19 protein-coding genes are annotated in these 18,377 nt (G+C 66.7%); 14 read left to right on the top strand and 5 right to left on the bottom strand.

Features of this window, described 5'->3' with window-relative positions:
• The first annotated feature begins 8 nt into the window (after positions 1-8).
• From NM2_RS23510 to NM2_RS23495, 4 genes are all read left to right on the top strand, one after another.
• Positions 9-863 (top strand): SDR family NAD(P)-dependent oxidoreductase, encoded by an 855-nt coding sequence (locus NM2_RS23510; RefSeq protein ID WP_067672934.1) that lies wholly within the window; start codon positions 9-11, stop codon positions 861-863.
• Positions 864-1,068: 205 nt separating this feature from the next.
• Entirely contained in the window at positions 1,069-2,859 is a 1,791-nt protein-coding gene (locus tag NM2_RS23505) for a glycosyltransferase family 39 protein (protein WP_067672821.1), read from the top strand.
• Positions 2,860-3,143: 284 nt separating this feature from the next.
• Positions 3,144-4,442 carry a cytochrome P450 gene (locus NM2_RS23500; protein WP_067672818.1) on the top strand — a complete coding sequence of 433 codons (1,299 nt, stop codon included), beginning with the start codon at positions 3,144-3,146 and terminating at the stop codon, positions 4,440-4,442.
• Positions 4,439-4,624 carry a ferredoxin gene (locus NM2_RS23495; protein ID WP_067672815.1) on the top strand — a complete coding sequence of 62 codons (186 nt, stop codon included), beginning with the start codon at positions 4,439-4,441 and terminating at the stop codon, positions 4,622-4,624. The genes NM2_RS23500 and NM2_RS23495 overlap by 4 nt, the downstream gene beginning before the upstream one ends.
• A 34-nt stretch (positions 4,625-4,658) precedes the next feature.
• Here NM2_RS23495 and NM2_RS23490 read toward each other — a convergent pair whose 3' ends face one another.
• Entirely contained in the window at positions 4,659-5,471 is an 813-nt protein-coding gene (locus NM2_RS23490; RefSeq protein ID WP_067672812.1) for an SDR family NAD(P)-dependent oxidoreductase, read from the bottom strand.
• Positions 5,472-5,597: 126 nt separating this feature from the next.
• The gene (locus NM2_RS23485; protein ID WP_084531469.1) at positions 5,598-7,205 is read right to left on the bottom strand and encodes a class I adenylate-forming enzyme family protein; all 1,608 of its coding nucleotides are present in this window, start codon (positions 7,203-7,205) and stop codon (positions 5,598-5,600) included.
• A 323-nt stretch (positions 7,206-7,528) separates the two neighbouring features.
• Between NM2_RS23485 and NM2_RS51780 the strand changes: the two genes are divergently transcribed.
• Complete coding sequence (locus NM2_RS51780; protein WP_245718177.1) at positions 7,529-8,254, top strand: SRPBCC family protein; 726 nt, start codon at positions 7,529-7,531, stop codon at positions 8,252-8,254.
• Positions 8,255-8,287: 33 nt separating this feature from the next.
• Here NM2_RS51780 and NM2_RS23475 read toward each other — a convergent pair whose 3' ends face one another.
• Positions 8,288-8,644: a hypothetical protein gene (locus tag NM2_RS23475; protein ID WP_067672801.1), complete on the bottom strand. Its 357-nt coding sequence runs from the start codon at positions 8,642-8,644 to the stop codon at positions 8,288-8,290.
• Positions 8,645-8,778: 134 nt separating this feature from the next.
• Here NM2_RS23475 and NM2_RS23470 point away from each other — a divergent pair, with 134 nt between their 5' ends.
• Genes NM2_RS23470 through NM2_RS23445 form a run of 6 tightly spaced genes read left to right on the top strand, consistent with a single transcriptional unit; the run spans position 8,779 to position 13,654 of the window.
• Positions 8,779-9,705, top strand: coding sequence for a cyclase family protein (locus NM2_RS23470; protein WP_067672798.1), 927 nt, complete (start codon positions 8,779-8,781; stop codon positions 9,703-9,705).
• Between the two features lie 31 nt (positions 9,706-9,736).
• Positions 9,737-10,957, top strand: coding sequence for an alpha-hydroxy acid oxidase (locus NM2_RS23465; RefSeq protein WP_067672794.1), 1,221 nt, complete (start codon positions 9,737-9,739; stop codon positions 10,955-10,957).
• A 46-nt stretch (positions 10,958-11,003) separates the two neighbouring features.
• Positions 11,004-11,807, top strand: coding sequence for an HpcH/HpaI aldolase family protein (locus tag NM2_RS23460; protein ID WP_067672790.1), 804 nt, complete (start codon positions 11,004-11,006; stop codon positions 11,805-11,807).
• A 38-nt stretch (positions 11,808-11,845) separates the two neighbouring features.
• Positions 11,846-12,034 carry a ferredoxin gene (locus NM2_RS23455; RefSeq protein ID WP_067672787.1) on the top strand — a complete coding sequence of 63 codons (189 nt, stop codon included), beginning with the start codon at positions 11,846-11,848 and terminating at the stop codon, positions 12,032-12,034.
• Positions 12,034-13,251, top strand: coding sequence for a cytochrome P450 (locus tag NM2_RS23450; protein ID WP_169816229.1), 1,218 nt, complete (start codon positions 12,034-12,036; stop codon positions 13,249-13,251). The genes NM2_RS23455 and NM2_RS23450 overlap by 1 nt, the downstream gene beginning before the upstream one ends.
• 22 nt (positions 13,252-13,273) lie before the next feature.
• Positions 13,274-13,654 (top strand): nuclear transport factor 2 family protein, encoded by a 381-nt coding sequence (locus tag NM2_RS23445; protein ID WP_067672781.1) that lies wholly within the window; start codon positions 13,274-13,276, stop codon positions 13,652-13,654.
• Positions 13,655-13,735: 81 nt separating this feature from the next.
• Here the strand turns inward: NM2_RS23445 and NM2_RS23440 are convergent, their stop codons facing one another.
• Together NM2_RS23440 and NM2_RS23435 are read right to left on the bottom strand one after the other, a co-directional pair.
• Positions 13,736-15,127, bottom strand: a complete 1,392-nt coding sequence (locus NM2_RS23440) for an aldehyde dehydrogenase family protein (RefSeq protein ID WP_084531467.1) — start codon at positions 15,125-15,127, stop codon at positions 13,736-13,738.
• Positions 15,124-15,606 (bottom strand): SRPBCC family protein, encoded by a 483-nt coding sequence (locus NM2_RS23435; protein ID WP_067672778.1) that lies wholly within the window; start codon positions 15,604-15,606, stop codon positions 15,124-15,126. Before NM2_RS23435 ends, NM2_RS23440 begins: the two co-directional genes overlap by 4 nt.
• 288 nt (positions 15,607-15,894) lie before the next feature.
• Between NM2_RS23435 and NM2_RS23430 the strand changes: the two genes are divergently transcribed.
• The 3 genes from NM2_RS23430 to NM2_RS23420 all read left to right on the top strand — a co-directional run bounded on the left by NM2_RS23430 (position 15,895) and on the right by NM2_RS23420 (position 18,372).
• A complete protein-coding gene (locus NM2_RS23430) occupies positions 15,895-16,086 on the top strand; it encodes a ferredoxin (protein WP_067672930.1) in 192 nt (63 codons plus the stop codon).
• A gap of 64 nt (positions 16,087-16,150) precedes the next feature.
• A complete protein-coding gene (locus NM2_RS23425) occupies positions 16,151-17,131 on the top strand; it encodes a phosphotriesterase family protein (RefSeq protein WP_067672775.1) in 981 nt (326 codons plus the stop codon).
• Positions 17,128-18,372 carry an NAD(P)/FAD-dependent oxidoreductase gene (locus NM2_RS23420; RefSeq protein ID WP_169816228.1) on the top strand — a complete coding sequence of 415 codons (1,245 nt, stop codon included), beginning with the start codon at positions 17,128-17,130 and terminating at the stop codon, positions 18,370-18,372. The genes NM2_RS23425 and NM2_RS23420 overlap by 4 nt, the downstream gene beginning before the upstream one ends.
• Positions 18,373-18,377 lie beyond the last annotated feature (5 nt).

Below are 18,377 nucleotides of genomic sequence, written 5' to 3'. Positions count from 1 at the left end.
ACACCATCTTGCCCACCGATTCGAAGGCTCCCGTCGCGGTCGTCACCGGCGCCAGCGCCGGGATCGGCAGGTCCACCGCAGGTCGGCTCGTGGAGTTCGGCTGGCAGGTGATCGGCGTCGGCCGCGATCCGCGGCGCTGCGCCGAAGCCGTGGAACAGCTCGGCGCGAGCGGAACGTTCACCATGCTGCGCGGCGACTTCACCCTGATGTCCGAGGTTCGTCAGGTGGCCAGGGTGATCGCCGCGCTCACCCCGCGCGTGAACGTTCTGATCAACAACGCCGGAGGCGTCCGCGACCGGCGGATCGTCACCGCGGAGGGCACCGAGGCGACCTTCGCGGCCAATCATCTCGCACCCGTCCTGCTGACGCGGGAGCTGCTGCCGCTGCTGCGTTCGAGCACGGCGCACGGCCCGGCCCGGGTGATCGCGGTGTCCTCCAGCGCGCATCGGATCTGCAAGGGCCTGGATTGGGATGATCTGCAGAGCCTGAACGACTTCGACGCCACCAAGGCCTACGCCCGCGCGAAACTCGCCAACATCCTGTTCACCCGCGAGCTGGCCCGTCGGGAGGGGTCGACCGGAATCGTCGCTCAGGTGATGCATCCCGGTGTGGTCGCGAGCAACTTCGCCTCGCACGGGAACGCGGCGATGCGTGCGCACATGGCCGCGGCCGACACCGTCTCGCCCGACGAACCGGCGCGCACGCTGGTGTGGCTGGCCACCGGCGAGGAGGGCGGCCGCGCGGGCGGACGCTACTTCCACCGCGAGGCCGAGGAGACACCGGCTCCGCCCGCCCAGGACGACGCGGCAGCGGCGCGGCTGTGGACCGAGAGCGAGAAGTTGCTCGCCGGCCTGGGGCTGTAGTCCGGGTCCGACCGGTTTGGGCGGCGAAATCGGTTTTGCCGCAATTAATTTCATCGCACTCGGGGTGTTCACAGATATTTCGCAGTGCCCTCTCACCTAGTGAACAGACCGAGGAACGATCATGGATCGGAGGGTGGTAACCGCCGCCTGCTGCTGATGCCGTCCCGGCGCGGATTCCGAGCCGCCGCATGTCCTGGAGGAGACGATGACCGTGATCGCCGTGGTTCGCGAGTCGGGGCGGCAGGACTCGGCGGACGCGGTGTCGCACGGACGGCGATATCGGCGGTATGCCGCGGTGACGGGCCTGCTGATCGTGACCGCGGTGCTGTATCTGTGGTCGCTCGGGGCGCAGGGCTGGGCCAACGACTTCTACGCCGCCGCCGTGCAGGCGGGCACGCGGAGCGCGAAGGCCTGGTTGTTCGGATCGTTGGATGCGGGCAACTCGATCACCGTCGACAAGCCGCCCGCATTTCTGTGGGTGATGGTGCTCTCGGCGCGCGTGTTCGGACTGAATTCCTGGTCGATGCTCGTGCCGCAGGCGCTGATGGGTGTGGGCAGCATCGGGCTGCTGTATGCGACCGTGCGGCGCTACAGCGGGCACATCGCCGGTCTGCTGGCCGGGGCGCTACTGGCCGTCTCCCCGGTGGCCGCCGTGATGTTCCGCTACAACCATCCCGACGCACTGATGGTGCTGCTGTTGATCGCGGCGGCATACTGCACGCTGCGGGCGGTCGAGTCCGGATCTACCCGCTGGGTTCTGCTGGCCGGAACCGCGATCGGCGTCGCGTTCCTGACCAAGCTGTTGCAGGCGTTCCTGGTGATACCGGCGTTCGGGCTGGTCCTGCTGATCGCCGCGCCGGGGTCGTGGTGGAGACGCGCGGGACAGGTGCTGGCGGCGGCCGTCGCGGTGGTGATCTCCGGTGGCTGGTATGTGCTGCTGGTGAGCGTGTGGCCCGCCTCGGCGCGACCGTATATCGGCGGTTCCTCGACCAACAGTCTGCTGGAGCTGGCTTTCGGCTACAACGGCATCAACCGCGTGGTCGACGGCGCGGGCGGAACCGGCGGTGGCGCACCGGGTATCGGCCGATTGTTCGGAGCCGATCTGGGGACGCAGGGGTCGTGGTTGCTTCCGGCGGCGCTGATCGGTCTGGTGGCGGGACTCGTGCTGACCGCGCGCAGGCCGCGCACCGACCTGATGCGAGCCGGTCTGTTTATGTGGGGTGGCTGGCTGATCGTCACCGGCGCGGTGTTCAGTGTGATGAACGGGATGATTCATCCGTACTACACCGTGGAGCTGGCTCCCGCTGCCGCCGCGCTCATCGCGGTGTCCGCAACCGAACTGTGGCGGCGGCGTGCCCAGTGGCGGGGACGAGGAGTCCTGGCGGCGCTGATCGGGGTGACCGGTCTCTGGGCGTTCGCGCTACTGGACCGCACGCCGCACTGGCTGCCCGTGTTGCGCTGGCTGATTCTGCTCGGATCACTCAGTGCCGCAGTACTTCTCGTGGTCGGCGGGAAGCGGCTCATGCTGGGCGCGGCCTGCGTCGGCCTGGTATCCGGTGTGGCCGGGCCGGTTGCCTACACGCTCGACACCGTTGCCACCCCGCACGGGCAGCTGGCCGGCCCGGACGTGCACGGCGGCGGTCCCGACTCCGCGGCGCCGGCGAACAACACCGCCCTGCTGACACTGTTGCGGAGTACTCATACGCGTTGGGCCGCAGCGGCTGTCGGATCGATGACGGCGGGCCCGCTGGAGCTGGCCGGTAACGTCTCCGTCATGCCGATCGGCGGATTCATCGGCGGCGATCCCGCGCCGACCCTCGCGCAGTTCCAGCAGTATGTCGCCGCACGCGAGGTGCGTTATTTCATCGCCCCGGTCGGCGGCGATCGTCACGAACCAGCGGCCGGGAGTCCGGCGGCGGCGATCACGGCCTGGGTCACCCAGCACTTCACCTCGATGAGAGTCGGCGGCGTGACCGTCTACGACCTGGCCGCGTGAGCTCGGATGGTTCGGCGGCGCGACCGTTATAGAGTGCTCTGAATAGAGCGATAATGGACCGAGTGATGCTCGCCATCCGTCTCGGTCGCGGATCGGTCCCACGTGGATTCATCTTGCAGCTCAGTGTTGTCCGCTGGTCGAAGCGTACGATCCCGCTCGGCCTGCGTTTGACGAGCTCTGTAGCTGATGTGAATATGAGTGTCATCAATTGATGGTTCATGTTTCGCGGTGGTCGCGGCTCGCGCCAGTGAGGTCCCGCGAACCGTGCCGAAGGGAGCCCCGCAGTGGCGGACGAGAACGAGAGCGCCGATTTCTTCCTGGGAACGGAGTTGCTCGCGGATCCCTATCCCTACTTCGAGGAACTGCGGGCGCAGTGCCCGGTGCGGCGGGAGGAGCGCCACGGGGTGTACATGGTGACCGGTTACGACGAGGCGTTGGCGGTATTGAACGACAGTGAGCGTTTCTCCTCGTGCACGTCGGTGACCGGTCCGTTCCCGGGTTTTCCGGTTCCGCTGGTGGGTGATGACATCAGCGAGCAGATCGAGCGGCATCGGGACGAGTTGCCGCTGAGCGATCAGCTGCCGACGTTCGATCCGCCCAAGCACACCCAGCATCGGGGTCTGCTGATGCGGCTGATCACCCCCAAGCGCCTCAAGGAGAACGAGGATGCGATGTGGGCGCTGGCCGATCGGGTGCTCGATGACTATCTGGCCGCGGGGTCGGGGGATTTCATCCGGGATTTCGCCGGTCCGTTCACGCTGTATGTGATCGCGGATCTGCTGGGTGTGCCCGAGGCCGATCAGGCGGAGTTCCTGCATGCGCTGCAACGGGATCCGCATCGGGAGGGGCCCGGGGTCGGCAATGTCGAGGGTGAGTCGATGGAGCACAATCCGATCGAATTCCTGTACGAGAAGTTCTCCGCGTACATCCGGGATCGTCGCGCGCAGCCGCGTGGTGACGTCCTGACGAGTATGGCGACCACGGCGTTTCCGGACGGTACCGAGCCGGAGGTGATGGATGTGGTGCGGGTGGCGGCGAATCTGTTCTCCGCGGGCCAGGAGACGACCGTGCGGCTGCTCGGCTCGGCGCTGAAGCTCATCGCCGAACGTCCCGAACTTCAGCGGTGGCTTCGTGAGGATCCCAGTCGCACAACGAATTTCATCGAGGAGGTATTGCGCACCGAGAGCCCGATCAAGGGCGACTTCCGGCTCTCGCGGGTACCGGTCACCGTCGGCGAGGTGGATCTGCCCGCCGGGACCACGCTGATGGTGGTCAACGGTGCGGCCAATCGCGATCCGCTGCGTTTCGACGATCCCGCGACATTCGACCCCGCGCGCTCGAATGCCCGCTCGCACATCGCTTTCGGGCGTGGCATTCACACCTGCCCGGGTGCGCCGCTGGCCCGCGCCGAGGCGCGGGTGGCCCTGGAACGCCTGCTCGCCCGCACCACCGACATCCGGGTCGACGAGCGGGTGCACGGCCCCGCCGACGCGCGCGAATACGAGTACGTCCCGACGTTCGTGCTGCGCGGGCTGACCGCGCTGCACCTGGAATTCGATGTGGTGCAGGGGGTTTCCCGATGAAGGTGGAAGTCGATGCGGACCGCTGTCGTGGCCACGGCATCTGCCTGACGCTGTGTCCGGAGGTCTTCACGCTGCACGACGACGGCTATGCCGAGGCGGCGGCGGAGGTCGACGCCGGGTTCGAGGATGCGGTGCGGGCGGCCGAGCGTGGCTGTCCGGAGCGTGCGATCCTATTGGGCTGAATCGCCACATTGCCGGGGGTGGGTGTCGAATCATTCACCCCGGCAATGGTTTTCTTGCACTGCTCACGGCCTTGGCCATGGCCGTGAGCGCCTGGTCGCGCGGCAGGCCCAGGAGTTGTTCGAACTGTCCCCGGTAGTGCTCGCTGGGCACGTGAATCGGCCCGTGCCGCAGGTGTTCCAGGGCCGAGGCGGCGACATCGTCGGGCGACATCAGATCGTGCAGGCTCGCGGGGTCGATGCCCTGTAGGCGCGGGGCCTCGGTGTCGGTCGCGCCGGGGCACAGCGTCAGTACGTCCACGCCCGCCGGAGTCAGCTCGCCCCACAGGGCCTCGCCGAGCGCGTTCACATACGCCTTGCTCGCCGAATAGCCCGCGGAGAAGGGGCATCCGAGGAATCCCTCGACCGAACTGGTGAACAGGATTCCGCCGCGCCCACGCCGCTTCAAGTGAGGGACCAGGCCGTGTGCCAGCTGGGTGGGGGTGTGGCAGTTCACGGTCATCATGTCCGTCAGGGTTCGGGCGTCGCCGAGTTCGAACGCGCCCTTCACACCGAATCCCGCGTTGCTGATCAGCAGTCCCACGTCCAGGGCGGAGATCGCGTCCACGATGCGGGCCGCGGCCGTGGGATCGGCCAGGTCGGCCTGCTGCACGGTGATCTGGACACCGTGCTCGCCGCTCAATTCCTCGGCGAGCGCAAGCAATCTGTCGAGTCGGCGAGCGACCAGGACGAGATCGATTTTGCGCGTTGCCAATTGGGTCGCGAATGAGCGTCCGATGCCCGAGGACGCGCCGGTGACCACGGCGACCGGTCCGTATCGGTGTGCGAAATCCTCCATGCTGGTCCTCATCTGTCCGCTGTTCCGGACGGTCGACGTTCCGCTGCTCGCGGTGTGATGTCCGAGGCCGACCGGTCCTGTTGTGTCACATGCACACTACATGCATCATGCATAGGAAGGTCGCGAATCCGTTGGCTGTTAGGTGCCCGGGCCACCGAGTCGCGGGGCGTTGAGGGTGGGTCTGTTCGCGGCGCGGTTGGCGACTTCCCTGCGCTGGATCTTGCCGCTCTCGGTGCGCGGGAAAGGGTCGTACCAGACGATGATCTGTTCCGGCAGTTTCCATTTCGCGAGACCGGCGCGCAGCAGCCGGTCGGTGATCTCGGCGAATTCGAAGTTGTGCGGACGCGCGCAGTGGATGGCCAGGACGAGCCGTTCTCCTGTTTCGGGGTCCTCGACTCCGTAGCTGACGGATTCGCCGAGGTCGTTCAGGACGGTCGTGACCTCGTCCACCTCCGCGAGCGAGATCTTCATGCCCTTGCGTGCCACGATCTCCTTGAGGCGGCCCTTGATGGTGAGCCGTCCCTCCCGGATGTCGGCTTGATCGCCGGTGCGCACCCATTCGCCGTCGAAGGCGTCCCTGTTGTGCTCGGGATCGAGGTAGCCGAGAAATCGGTGCGGGCCGCGGACCAGCAGCTCGTGGTCGTTCTCATCGCGGATGGCGATATCGACGCCGGGCAGCGGAAAACCCTCGTCGGAATCCGAGGCCGGCGAATCCGCCTCGACCTTGCTTCCGGTCGAGAACGGCACCTCCGACGAGCCGTACACCCGGATGGGAACGATGCCGTAGCGCGTCACCGCGGTGTCGACCAGCCGCCGCGGAATCGCGGTGCCGCCCAACGCGATCGAGCGCAGGGGCAGATCGGTGAGCTGTCGGGCGTCGCATTCTCCGAACAGCTGATCGATGATGACCGGCGCTCCGCCGATCAGGGTGGCGTTGTGTTCGAGTATCCGCGTGAGTGAGGAGGCCGGATCGAACCGGTCCTCCAGGACCAGCGTCGCGTGCGCGTGCAGCACCATGTGCAGCTGGACCACGCCGGTGATGCCCGCGAGGGGGCTGGAGAGGAAGGGGACGTCGGTTTCGGCGAAGCCCAGCGCGCGGGCCATGTTGGCCGAGCCGCTGCGCAGCGTATTGAGGCTGTGCACAACGCCTTTCGGCGTGCCGGTCGTCCCGGAGGTGAACAGCACGACCGCCGCGGCGTCGAAATCGTGCGGCGCCGGGTCGTCGGGTGTGGCCGTGTCGGCAGTGGCCGAGAACTGCTCGAAGGTGATGACCGGCCCGAAGCCGCTCAGGCCGAGTCGTTCGGTGTCCTGCGCGCAGGCCAGCGTCAGCGCGGGGCGTGTCGCGGTGTGCGCGTGCCGGACATCGGATGTGCCACAGCGCCGATCGAGCAGCACGGCGACATATCCGCTGTAGAGCGTGGCGAGATAGGCCGCAACGGCGGCATTGGTGAGCGGAGCGACGATCAGGACCGGATCGCCCGGCCGCAAACCCGCGGCACGCAGTTGTCCGGTGAGGGCGGCGACGACCCGGGCGAGCTGCCGGTAGGTCCATTCGGCGGCGTTGTCGATCAGCGCCGTACGGTCCCCGCCCGCGGCCAACTCGCGATAGTGGGTGAAACGCGGCTGGGGCTCCAGCCAGTACCCGTCCCGGCGATAGCGTTCCGCCGACCAGGGCAGCGGCGGCCGAGTCGGCGTCACCGACACCCCGAGCCGTCGTGCGGTGCTCTGCGATGACGATGGTGGCATCAATCCGTCAGCCCTTCCGTGCAGCGACCGAATGCGAATCCACGATAGACAGCTAATTTAACAGTGTCTAGTTTCCTCCCGGAATGCTGTTCGATATTGCGAAATATGTTGCAGCACTATGTAATTAGGTAACCCGATCTAGTCGCAGGCGGTCATAGCCATTGGTTGTGGCCGTGGTTATTGGACATCGGCGCGCCTGGATTCGACCATCGGTGGACCACCCGGATGCGGATCACGCACCGGCGGATTCCCGTTCGCATGTCGACGGTCGGGTCGCATGATGTGGCGCTGTCGCGAGAGCCGATGTGAGAGTGAAGGGTTCGATGCCGAGATTGCGAAAAGGCGACGTGCTGAGCTCATCGATCGCGATCTCGGCGACCGCCGGGGAAGTCTATGCCATCGTATCGGACATCACCCGCATCCCGCAGTGGAGTCCGGAGACCGTCTCCGCCGGATGGGTCGCCGCGGACCGATTCCGCTCGCGGAATCGTCGCAGGCTCGCCGGGTGGCGGACGGACGCGCGGGTGGTCACCGTCGAGCCGGGGCGGCGGTTCTCGTTCGTGGTCGAATCGATGGGCGGCGACTGGACGCAGTGGACCTATGTCATCGACGAGACTGATCCGGATACGGTTCGGCTGACCGAAGAGTTCCGGATGTGCGTCGACCTGCCGACCGCTGTCCTGATCTTCGAGCGGTTGTGCCTGTTCGTCTTCGACCGTCGACGTGATCTGGCGTCGAATCTCGATACCTCGGTCGCGCGCATCAAGGCCATCGTCGAGGCGGAGCGCCGGCGCCGTGAGGAGGTGGCCCGGCCGCAGGACAGGGCGACCGTCGAGAATTCCAACAACGTCTCGCTCACGGAGCCGGAGAAGGCGGCCCGGATCATTCTCCGAGGTATGGACCGCAACCACGGCCGGATCCTGATCGGCGCCGACGGCCGGATCGCCGCGGCCGCCCCTCGTCTGCTCGGCGCCTCGTACTCCGGAATCATCGCTCGGGCGATGCGATTCGCGCTGAAGAGAAAAGCAGCGACCGAGCGGCCCGCGTGATGCGGAAGCAGGGTCCGATCGCTTCGATGTGCGCTACCGGTCGAAGATGCCGAGAGCCTTGGCGCAGATCGTCGCGATTCCGTCGACGTCGCGGGCGATGTCGGCGTAGTCCATCTGCCCGTAGGTCCATCGCAGCAGACCCGCCCAGTACACCTTGTCCATGTAGTCGATCATGGTGTCCCAGTCCTCGCGCTCGACGCCGGGCGGCGGTCCCCAGCCGAGCGAGCCCTTGGTGAGCAAGCGCTGATCGCGAACGAATTCATCGGAGCTCAACATCGACAAAGTGTAGGTGCGCAACATGTTCGGATGCTTTTCCAGAACAGCCGCGGACGTGTGGATGATGTGGCGCAGGGCGCTGAGCGAGGCGGTCTGTTCCGAGGCCGGGCTCACATCCTCGACGACCTGCCGGATCCAAGTGGTGCTCAGAACGTAGGCGAGGTAGTCGCGTGATTCGAAGTTTCGGTAGATGGTCGCGCGGGCGAGACCGGTGATTCACCTCACCTGGCAGCGAAAGGCGAAGTGCCGTGGAAACTTTCAAGGAGCTCGGCAAGAGATTGTCGAATTGGGGGCGGTGGGGCGCGGACGATCAGAAGGGCACCCTGAACCTCATCACCGCCGAGATGGTCCGGGCGGCAGCGAGTTCCATCCGGTCGGGCAAGGTCTTCGAGTTGAGCCTGCCGCTCGGGCACGACGGACCGCAGCGCGGCGGACACGGGCGGTTCAATCCGCAGCATTCGATGACGGTGATGCCGGGTGAGTTCGAGACCCCGGACGGTCTCGTGGTGGCCGACGACATGCTGATCCTGCCGCTACAGTGCGCGACCCAGTGGGACAGCCTCGCGCACGTCGGATACGACGACAAGTACTACAACGATGTGACCGCGTCGGAGACGATCACCGCGATGAACGGCGCGAAGCGCAACAGCATCGACAAGGTGCTGCCCGGCGCGGTCGGGCGTGGCGTGCTGCTGGACATCGCGCGACTGCGCGGCGTCGAATGGCTCAGGGTCGAGGACGACCCGATCGGTCCCGAGGAACTGGAACGGGCCGAGTCCGAGCAGGGTGTACGGGTCGGCGAGGGTGACATCCTGCTGGTCCGGACCGGTTGGCGGCGCAAGGCGATCGTCGACGGGTGGTCGTCGGAGTGGATCCGGACCAATCCCGGCCTGGGGCTCGACTGCGCCGAATGGCTGCGCGATCGCGAGGTTTCGGTGCTCGCCTCGGACAACTGGGGGATCGAGGTGCAGCCCTCGCGCACCGAAGGCGCATACCTGCCGCTGCACTGTGTGATGCTGCGCGACGTCGGCATGATGTTCGGCGAGATGTTCGACCTGGAGGAGCTGTCCGCGGATTGCGCCGAGGACGGGCAGTGGGATTTCTTCTTCTCCGCGCCGCCCCTGCGAGTGGTGGGGGCCGTGGGATCGCCCGTGGCCCCGATCGCGGTCAAGTGATGTCACATCCGTCAGCCGAGGAGTCCCGCTGATGCCGGTTTTCAAGTACAAGCTGTCGTCCCGGCCGGGTCCGATCACCGTCGAGGACTATCGCGTCCGCGCGCGGCGCGCGGTTCCGGACATGGTCTGGGCCTATGTGGATTACGGCGCGGAGGATATGGCGACCCTGGCGGCGAATCGGGCCGCATTCGATCGCTACGCGCTCAAGTCGAAGGTGCTCACCGGCAACGAGGCCACCGATCTCGGCACAACAATTGCGGGACAAGACCTTTCGGCTCCGATACTGCTCGCGCCGACGGGTGCGGCCGGTCTGTCGCACTGGACCGGCGAATTGGGCGCGGCGCGGGCGGCGGAGCGCGCGGGCACGCTGTCCATCGTGAGCACCGCGTCGTCGTATTCCTTCGAGGAGATCGCCGCGGGTTCCGAACGCGGCCATTTCTTCCAGCTCTATCCGTGGGCGGATCTGGCCACCGACAGGCACGATCTGGCCCACGACCTGATGAAGCGCGCCCAGAACGCCGGTTACACAGCGATGTTCGTGACCGTCGATGTGCCCACGCACGGCAACCGGGAATCCGAGCGCAAGCGCGGCATGGGCAATCCGCCGGTGCTCACGCCCAGACGTGTCCTGGACGCGGCGATCCGGCCGAAGTGGTGGGCGGCCTTCCTCAAATATCAGCGGACCTCGTTGCGCAATCTGGTCGACACCGGCGAGAAGGCGGGCGGCGCCAGGACCGCCATGAAGACGCTCGATCGTCAATTCCGCATGATGCGACCGGAATTGAACTGGGACGACTTCGCCTGGATGCGGGAGAACTGGCAGGGGCCGCTCTATATCAAGGGCGTCCTGGACGCCGACGACGCCGAGCGTGCGGTCGGCCTCGGAGCCCAGGGCGTGGTCGTGTCGAATCACGGTGGGCGGCAACTGGATTGCGCCCCTGCGGCGCTCGACGCCCTGCCCGCGATCGCGGCGCGGGTCGGCGACCGGGCCGAGGTGCTGATCGACGGCGGAATACGCCGGGGGACCGACGTCATCAAGGCGCTGTGCCTCGGCGCGGACGCGGTCTGCATCGGCAGGCCCTATCTCTACGGGCTCGCCGTCGACGGGCCCGACGGCGCGAAGGACGTGGTCGAGATCCTGAAAGCGGAGATACGGCGAGCCATGACGCTCATGGGCGTCGCGAAGCTCGAAGACCTCGACGAATCGTGGCTGCTCCCGGCGGGGGCTCCGGTTCCCATCGTCGGCCGCTGACCCGACCTCACCCTCGAACCTCGTTACGAGAAGGAAGCCGATCGATATGACACACCAACGCCTGCGTGAACTCTGGGACGCCGACAGCCCGGCATTCGGTGGCTGGGTTGCCGCGGGAAACGAGTTCTCGCTCAACATATTCCGTGGTGCGGGCTTCGACTATGCCGGCATCGACTGCCAGCATTCGGTGCTGGACGAGGTGACGGTGGCCGGGTGGCTGGTGCGCACACCGCCGGGTGGCGTGCCGACCATCGTGCGGGTGTCGAAGAACGACACGACGCTGATCGGACGCCTCGCCGACGCGGGCGCGGACGGCATCATCGTGCCGATGGTGAACTCACCCGAGGACGCCGCCGCGGCGGTGTCGGCGGTGCGCTATCCGCCACGCGGGGTGCGCAGCTTCGGGCCGACGGGTTCGGGACTTCCGATCGCCGACCTCGACGCGATGGGCGACCGGGTCTCCGTCTTCGTCATGGTCGAAACCGTCGAAGCCCTCGAGAACGTGGCCGGTATCGCGGCGGTGCCGGGGGTCACCGGAATCTATGTCGGGCCCGCGGATCTGTCGATCGGGCTCGGGCTGAATCCGATGCGGGCCTTCACCTCCGATCAGCTGGTCGAGCCGTTCGAACGGATCCGGGCCGCGTGCGAGGCCTCGAATATCGTGCTCGGTCTGCACCAGCTCGACGCGGTGGGGGCTCGCCGATGGGTCGGGCGAGGAGCGCGCATGGTGAGTCTCGGTTCGGACTCCGGGATGTTGCGGACCGCGGCGGCGAACGAGCTCAAAGCCGCTCGTGCGGCTGAGGATACGAACTCGACCCCGGCCGAGGCGGCGACACCCTACGGTCGCTGACCGGCCGGATTCCGAGCAACGCAGAAGTAGGAGTTTCCATGCACATCGAAGTCGACAGGGACAAGTGCATCGCCAGTGGCGCGTGCGTTTTCGCGGCGCCCGCCATCTTCGATCAGGACGACGACGGGATCGTGCTCGCGATCGTCGCCGATCCCACACCCGAGCAGGAAGCCGGCGCCGCCGCCGGAATCCGGGCGTGCCCGGCCGCCGCGATCCGGAGCGAATGATGAGCAGCGCGTCGTCCACGGTCCCCGCCGTGAACCAGGACCTGACCGATTGGGACTTCTGCCAGGATCCCTATCCCGAGATGGCGCGATGGCGTCGCCTCGGCCCCGTCGTCTACAACGAGTTCGCCGACCACTACATGGTCACCGGATACCGCAACTGTTCGCGAACACTCGCCGCGGTGCGGAAATTCAGTTCGCAGGACATGGAAGAGCTGTTCGTGCGGGCATTCGGCGGGGTGACCATGGAGGCGCTCGATTCGCCCAGGCACCATGACATGCGCGGTATCTGGTCGGAGTTCTTCCAGCGGGACTCGCTCGAAACGCAGCGTGAGCTTGTCACCGAAATCGTTGCCGCGCAGGTGGATCGGTTCGTGGAGCGGCTGCGCTCCGGTGAGACGCTCGACGCGATTCCGAATATGACGCGCGCGATACCCACCCTCGTCATCGCGCGGATGCTGGGTATCGATGAGTCGATGCACCGGCGGTTCAGCGAGTGGAGCGAGGCGATGGGCGGGACGCAGGAAGGCTCCTACGATCCCACGCCCGAGGGCCGGGCGGTGCTGCGCAAGGGCGCCGAGGCGACCGCGGCGCTCAATGCCTACATCGCCGATGTCGTCATCGCCCGCCGCAAGGCCGCGCGGGGCGAGGATCTGGTGTCGATGATGGTCTTCCACGACTATGCCGCGGAGATGACCGAACGCGAGATCATCGCCAGCAACAGCCAATTGGTCTTCGCGGGCAACGAGACGACGGCCAAGCTCATGGCGACGACTCTCGTCGCCCTCGCCCAGTACCCGGACCAACGCCGCGCGCTCGCCGCCGATCGTTCGCTGATTCCCGCGGCCATCGAGGAGATCCATCGCTGGCAGACGCTGGTGCAGGTGTTGCCGCGTCGCGCGTGCTCGGACGAATCGGATGTCGACGGCGTCCGGGTACCCCGGGGCGCGGAGGTGAAGGTCCTGATCGGCGCGGGCAACCGTGACCCGGAGCGCTGGGAGCGGCCCGACGAATTCGACATCCACCGGGAACCGCGCCAGCATCTGGGCTTCGGCTTCGGCATGCACGTGTGCCTCGGCCTCAACCTCGCCCGGCTCGAGCTGCGGATCTGGCTGAATCAGATCCTGGACAAGATGCCCGATTTCGAATTGGCCGATGCGATCGTGTACGGCCGCGGACTCGGTCTGCGGGGTCCCAAGTCCGTCCCACTGGCGTTGTGAACGGCCGACGGAGAATTTGATTATGACCATGGATTCCAACGCGATTCACGCCCTGCTGGCACGGTATGGACGATTGATCGATCAGCGCCGCGCCGAGGAGTGGAGCGAGTTGTTCGTTCCGGACGGCTGCCTCCAGGTCGCCGGTCAGGCCCCGATCGAAGGGCGTGCGGCCCTGCGTGAATTCGCCGCGAATTCGCCTGTGGGAACACATATCACCGGTATCCCGGAACTGCGTGTGGACGCCGGGCGGGTGCTGGCGTCGGCGTCGTGGATCTTCGTCCCGCAGGGGCGTTCCGAAATCCGGGCGGGCTTGTACCACGACGAGATTCGGCTGCCCTCGGGCGTGAGTGACGCGCTGTTCGTCCGCCGCGACATCGAGTTCCTGCCGTCCGGGAAACGGTAGATCGAGGCCCTCTCGGGCGGCGTCTACCATTCTCGGACAACCTTGGGCGCGCAGCGGCGCGTCGAGGTCGGTCGAGAGGTGCTAACGCCGGATCCGCTTCTCGCCGCGTTCGGTGAAGGGCGGGCGGGCCATGCGCAAGAGGACGTCGGATGCGTTGCGGCGGTGGAAGATCGAGCGTTCGTGGCTGAACGTGCGGATGCTCTGTTCGCCGTGGTAGGAACCCATTCCGCTGGGGCCGACTCCGCCGAAGGGAAGGTCGGAGATGCCGAGCTGGACCATGACCGCGTTGATCGTCAGGGAACCGGAGGACAGATCGTTCACGAGCGTGGCCTGTGCGTCCGCCGACGTGGTGAATGCGTATGCGGCCAGGGGATGGTCGTTGCGGCGGATGGCCGCCACCGCCTCGCCGAGATTCTCGACCGTGACGATGGGCAGGATCGGCCCGAAGATCTCCTCCCGCATGACCGGTGCGTCGAGCGGGACGTCCACCAGCACCGTCGGTTCGACGTATCTGTCCGCGAGATCGTGGTCGCCGCCCAGCGCCACGGTTCCCGAGTCGAGCAGACCGATCAGACGCGCGGTGTGGCGTTCGTTGACGATCCGGCTGTAGTCGGGATTCGACCTCGGGTCGTCACCGTACAGGCGATGGATCGACTCGCGCAGCGCGGCGACCAGCCGTGGTTGGACATCGGGCGTGGTGAGCACGTAATCCGGTGCGACACAGGTCTGTCCGAGGTTCGTGCACTTGCCCCACGCGATCCAATCGGCGGCCTTCTCGACGGGGAACGTGTCGTCGACCCAGACCGGCGATTTGCCGCCGAGTTCCAGGGTGACCGGGGTGAGCGTCTTCGCGGCCGCGGCCATGACGACCTTGCCGACGGTCTCGTTGCCCGTGAAGAAGATGTGATCGAACTTCTCGTTCAGCAACTCGGTCGCCGCTTCGACATCACCCTGCACGACCTTCACCGCGTCGGCATCGAGATACCGGGGCAGCAGGTCGGCCAGCACCGCGGAGCATCGCGGCGTCAGCTCACTGGGCTTGAGCACCACCGTATTTCCCGCGGCGAGGGCCCCGATCAGCGGAATGAGCGCGAGGTGCAGCGGGTAGTTCCACGGGGCGATGATCAGTACCGTCCCGAGCGGCTGCCGGTGCACCACCGAGCGACCCGGACCGATGGTCAACGGCGTGCGCACCTTGCGATCGCGAGTCCACTTCTTCAGGTTCTTGCGCACATGCGCCGATTCGGCCAGAACCGAGTGGACATCGGTCATATAGCCATCGATCGGTTTGCGGCCGAGATCGTGCAGCAGTGCCTGTTCGAATTCGGCGGCGCGCTCTTTCAGCATCGTTTCGAGGGCGAGCAGTTGATCGACGCGCCAGGACAGCGCGCGGGTCCTGCCCGAATCGAATGCCGCGCGTGCGGCCCGCACCTCGTCGGCGACCGAGACCTGTTGCGGGGCAGGCGCGGTCACGGCTCGACCTCGGGTGCGTTGATCGCCTTCTTGACCGCCTCGTGGTACTGGTCGATGTACTTCGGATCGAAGACGCGGGTGGTGCCGGGCGGCAGTTCGGTCCCCTTCGGGACCTCCAGGGTCATGCTCCGGTGGAACACCGTGACTCCTTCGCCGGGCGACAGGAACGAGTACGAGACCGTCATGATGCCTTCGTATCCGCCGCTGCCGTCCTCGCGATTGTGCCCGAGTGCGCCGTAGGACTGGAAGACCCAGCGCCACGGCCGCTGCGCGGTGATCAGGCGCCACGAGTAGCGCTGCGGACTGTTGCCCGCCTCGTGCCAGATATCGCCGACTTTCAGCGGCAGTTCGTCGACACCCTCGATCATCTCCGAACCGGGATACACCTTGACCCAATTACGTGGATCGGTGACGAAGTCGTAGATCTCCTCGGGCTTGTTCTGGAATGCCGTCTCGGAACTGACCTGGAGGATTCCCATGTGACCGCCTTACTTCCGTGCTCGGTGTCCGGACAAACGTGGCCGCGGGCGTACCGAATCACTATGTGCCGGTGCCGCGACGCCTGTCCAAGAACCGGGTTCATAACCTTCGGTTATGGGCGGTGCGCACGGGCGCTGCCGGGAAGTTCCGGTCGTCGATAACCGATCGGCATGTCCACAGGTATTGGCGATCCGGACAGATTCGGTCACACACTGGGTGAACCCGTGGGACAGGACGTCACCGACGTCATAAATCAGCCCGGCAACCGAATTGACGAGGGTATCTTCATGAAAGTGATTGTCGACTGGGATCTGTGCGACGGCAACGGGGTGTGCGCCATCGAAGCCCCGACCGTCTTCGAGATCGATGACGACGACGAACTGCATGTGCTCACCGACGAGATCGGCGACGCCGAGCGTGCCCAGGTCGACTCGGCGGTCCGCGTGTGCCCCAAACGGGCGCTGCGCCTGGAGCCCTGATCCGATACCCGTCGAATCCGCCACGGCCGCAGGAAGTTCAAATGCGTCGTGGGAAAGGAAGAAGATGTCCACCGTTGACACCGTTCGTGGTCCGGTACCGCTGGATCAGTTGGGGCAGACCCTGATTCACGAACACCTCATCATGATCTCCGCGGAGTTCGAGAAGTTCTACCCGGAGTTCGCATGGAGTCTCCCGCGCGAGGAAGTGGTGGACAAGGTCGTCACCGCGTTGCAGGAGGTGCGCGATCGCGGCATCACCACGATCCTGGACTGCACCGCCTTCTTCCACGGCCGCGACATGGATTTCGTCAAGGAGGTCAACGATCGCGTCGACATGAATGTCATCGTGTCCTCGGGCATCTACACCTTCGACTATCTGCCCTATCACCTGTCGTACCGCAAGGGCGATCCGGTGGAGAAGGACATGCTGACGCGGATGTTCGTGCGGGACATCACCATTGGCGTCGGCGATTCGGAAGTCAAGGCGCAGTCGATCAAGGTCGCCACCGATCGCGAGGGCATCACCGAGAACATCGAGCGCATCCTGCGCGCCGCGGCATGCGCGTCCGGGCAGACCGGTGTGCCCATCACCGTGCACACTCATCCAGCGGACAAGCTCGGCCCGCAGATCCAGAAAATCTTCGCCGAATACGGAGCCGACCTGACCAAGGTCGTGGTCGGCCACAGTGGCGACAGCTCCGACCTGGACTATCTGCGCAGCCTGATGGACGCGGGGTCCATGGCCGGATTCGACCGCATGGGGCTGTACATGGCCGGCACCGCGAGCATGGACGAGCGTCTGGACACGATCGCCACCCTGTGCGGTGAGGGATACGCCGACCGGATCGGGCTCTCGCACGACGCGGTGCTCTACTCCGATTGGGGCCCGCCGGGTGTGGCCGCCAAGCGGTTTCCGACCTGGGTGCCCACGCACGTGTCCGATGTGATCCTGCCCGCGCTGCGGGAACGCGGAGTAACCGACGCGGATATCGACACCATGACCGTGTCCGCACCCGCCGCGCTGTTCGACGGTATCCACCGGTGACCGTGCCCGCCGCCGTCGGGCCGATCGCCGTCGTCGGGGCGTCGCTCGCCGGGCTGACCGCGGTGCAGACGCTCGTCGAATCCGATGCGGTCACGCATGTCACCGTCTTCGGATCCGAACCGCATCTGCCCTACGACCGGCCGCCGCTGTCCAAGGAGGTGCTGAAAGGCGCATGGCCGGCCGAACGGTGCGCGCTGGAACTCGTCGACGACGATCGGGTCATCTGGCGGGTGGGCACCGAGGCGGCCGGCCTCGACACGACCGATCCGTCGGTACCCCGGATTCGCCTGCGCGACGGCGCCGTTCACGATGTCCCCGGCGGGGTGGTCATCGCGACGGGCGCGTCTCCCCGGACGCTCGCCGGTGCGGAACTGGCCGGTGTGCACGTGCTGCGGTCCCTGGACGACGCGGTGGGCCTGCGCGCGGACCTCGACCGGCGGCCATCGCATGTGGTGATCGTCGGCGGCGGGTTCATCGGGGCCGAGGTCGCCGCGGCATGCGTGCAACGTGATCTGCGGGTGACGCTGCTGGAAATCCAGGACGCGCCGTTCGAGCGTGTGCTCGGCGCGGAGGTCGGCGAGGCGGTCATCGCCGAGCATCGGCGTCGCGGCGTCGACGTGCGGACCCGGACCGCGGTGGCCGCGCTGTGCGGCACGGATCGGGTCGAGCGGGTCGAATTGGCCGATGGCACAAGCCTTCCCGCGGACGTGGTGGTGCTCGGACTCGGCGTGACGCCGAACGTGGCGTGGCTGGAAGACAGCGGAATCACCGTGGGCGACGGCGTCGAATGCGATGCCACACTGCTGGCCGCGCCTCGTGTGGTGGCCGCGGGCGACGTGGCACGGTGGCCCAATCCGCGATTCGGCGAGTTCCGGCGGATCGAGCACTGGGACAACGCGATTCGGCAGGGGCGGCACGCCGCACTGCGCCTGCTGGCCGAGCACGGGCACGGGACCGCCGAACCGTATGCCACGGTGCCGTGGGTGTGGTCGGATCAGTACGAGAACAAACTTCAGGTGGTCGGCTCCACCCTCGGGTTCGAGGAGGCCGTGATCGCCCACGGCTCCGCCGATGAGCAGCGCTTCGTCGCGCTGTACCGGCGCGGTCGGCACCTCGTCGCCGCGGCCGGGTTCAACCGGGCCAAATTGGTCACCAGGTACCGGCGGATGCTGGTCGAGCCCGTGCTGTGGACGGACGCGCTCGCCGAGGCGCAGCGGGCCGCCGCGCGGACCGCGGTATGAGAGAG

Source organism: Nocardia miyunensis NBRC 108239 (assembly GCF_001613065.1).
Classification (GTDB): Bacteria; Actinomycetota; Actinomycetes; order Mycobacteriales; family Mycobacteriaceae; genus Nocardia; species Nocardia miyunensis.
Note: the sequence above shows the minus strand (reverse complement) of the source record. Positions and strands in the feature narration are given on the sequence as shown.

Bases quoted from the DNA above. Each gene is read 5' to 3' on its own strand.
- NM2_RS23485 (WP_084531469.1), bottom strand. From the start codon at position 7,205: ATGCCACCATCGTCATCGCAGAGCACCGCACGACGGCTCGGGGTGTCG.
- NM2_RS51780 (WP_245718177.1), top strand. From the start codon at position 7,529: ATGCCGAGATTGCGAAAAGGCGACGTGCTGAGCTCATCGATCGCGATC.
- NM2_RS23435 (WP_067672778.1), bottom strand. From the start codon at position 15,606: ATGGGAATCCTCCAGGTCAGTTCCGAGACGGCATTCCAGAACAAGCCC.
- NM2_RS23450 (WP_169816229.1), top strand. From the start codon at position 12,034: ATGAGCAGCGCGTCGTCCACGGTCCCCGCCGTGAACCAGGACCTGACC.
- NM2_RS23505 (WP_067672821.1), top strand. From the start codon at position 1,069: ATGACCGTGATCGCCGTGGTTCGCGAGTCGGGGCGGCAGGACTCGGCG.
- NM2_RS23430 (WP_067672930.1), top strand. From the start codon at position 15,895: ATGAAAGTGATTGTCGACTGGGATCTGTGCGACGGCAACGGGGTGTGC.
- NM2_RS23490 (WP_067672812.1), bottom strand. From the start codon at position 5,471: ATGAGGACCAGCATGGAGGATTTCGCACACCGATACGGACCGGTCGCC.
- NM2_RS23495 (WP_067672815.1), top strand. From the start codon at position 4,439: ATGAAGGTGGAAGTCGATGCGGACCGCTGTCGTGGCCACGGCATCTGC.
- NM2_RS23425 (WP_067672775.1), top strand. From the start codon at position 16,151: ATGTCCACCGTTGACACCGTTCGTGGTCCGGTACCGCTGGATCAGTTG.
- NM2_RS23460 (WP_067672790.1), top strand. From the start codon at position 11,004: ATGACACACCAACGCCTGCGTGAACTCTGGGACGCCGACAGCCCGGCA.
- NM2_RS23445 (WP_067672781.1), top strand. From the start codon at position 13,274: ATGACCATGGATTCCAACGCGATTCACGCCCTGCTGGCACGGTATGGA.
- NM2_RS23465 (WP_067672794.1), top strand. From the start codon at position 9,737: ATGCCGGTTTTCAAGTACAAGCTGTCGTCCCGGCCGGGTCCGATCACC.
- NM2_RS23455 (WP_067672787.1), top strand. From the start codon at position 11,846: ATGCACATCGAAGTCGACAGGGACAAGTGCATCGCCAGTGGCGCGTGC.